The 1357-nt window shown below is 69.6% G+C and carries 1 protein-coding gene and 1 pseudogene; one reads left to right on the plus strand and one right to left on the minus strand.

Annotation, left to right across the window (positions count from 1 at the left end):
- Positions 1–1019: NBR1-Ig-like domain-containing protein (locus FL311_RS43205; protein ID WP_255510416.1), on the plus strand; the 1019-nt coding region annotated here is incomplete at its 5' end.
- A gap of 23 nt (positions 1020–1042) precedes the next feature.
- Here the strand turns inward: FL311_RS43205 and FL311_RS44715 are convergent.
- A pseudogene (locus FL311_RS44715) lies at positions 1043–1357 on the minus strand (PaxA); the annotation flags it as partial.

A 1357-nucleotide genomic window follows, 5' to 3' on the forward strand; every position in this document is an offset into this window, starting at 1 on the left:
TCCACCCCCACCACCATGGGGACAGCCCCGCGGGCCTCGGGCAGGTGCGCGTCAACATGTTCATGCAGGCGGGCATCGGCGCGGCCAACCCGTGGATGCTGCGCGAGTTCAAGCTGAAGCGGCAGTGCGACGCCACGGGCTGCACCTTGCGATTCCTCCCCACCACGGTGAAGTCGACGCCCCGGGGAGACTTCTTCAACCTCCAGAATACCCACCCCCTCGCGGTGGCCTTCCGGGACTTCTTCGTCACCCAGGTGGAGGCCCTCGCGGTGGATGACTTCAACCGCTTCAACTACGCCGTCCCGGACGTCTTCAACGCCGCGCAGAGCAGCTCCATGCCGTCCTTCGGCAGCGTGGACGACTTCCTCGCCGAGTTCGACAAGACCGCCGCGCCCACCCCCTTCACCGACGCGCTCCAGGCCGAGCTGCTGCGCATCGGCAGCCCGCTGACGCCCCGTCACCTGGTGGCCCGCGCCCAGGCGCTGTCCTGCGGCGGCTGCCACGACCTCAGCCGGGGCACGGAGCTGGGGGGAGCCCCGGGCGTCTTCCCTCTCGCCTTCCTGCGCTTCGTCCAGACACAGGACATCCTGTCCCCACTGCCGACGCCCGGACCGGACTCGCACTACCCCCTGTCCCCGTCCCTGACGACGGCCTTCCTCCCCTTCCGCCAGCAATTGCTCGGCGCCTTCCTGGACACGCCCGCGCTGGACGCACGCGTCGTCACCACCGAAGGGGCGCTCGAGGTCCAGGCCGGCCAGCCGTTCCAGGGAACGGTGACGCTGGAGAACACCGGCACCACGGCCTGGAGCGACCGCGGCGGCTTGCGCGCCACGTCGCTCGACCAGACCGCGGACCTGGGACTCTCCCCGGGGGAAGCCATCCACCTGGGGCAGCGGAAGACGTTCGTCTTCACTCACACCGCGCCGACGTCACCGGGACGCACCACCTACCGCTGGAGGCTGCACCGCGACGGCCAGGCCTTCGGCCCACCGCTGTCCTTCACGGTCGACGTCCCCTGAGGCCCGCGCCAGGGGCCCCGCGCCTACTGGATGGTGATGGGGATGTTGTAGAGGAAGCACACGGGGACCTTCTGGGGCTTGTACTCCCAGCCCGACTTGAGCCCCTTGATGATGTCCTCATCCGCGCCGGGCACGGACTTCACGGGCGTGACCTCGTACACACTGCCATTGGTGGCCACGCAGACCTTGTAGATACCCTGCAGCGTCTGCCCCCGGTGGCCCTGCTTGAAGACCTCCGACAGGCGCGGCGCCGTCTGCCGCACCACGTCCCGCTGGATGACGAAGGGCGGGACGTTCTTGGGCTTCACCGGCTCGGCCGGCCCCGTGCCTCCCACGAC

Origin of the sequence: Myxococcus sp. AB025B (genome assembly GCF_006518215.1) — a bacterium.
Taxonomy (GTDB): domain Bacteria; phylum Myxococcota; class Myxococcia; order Myxococcales; family Myxococcaceae; genus Myxococcus; species Myxococcus fulvus.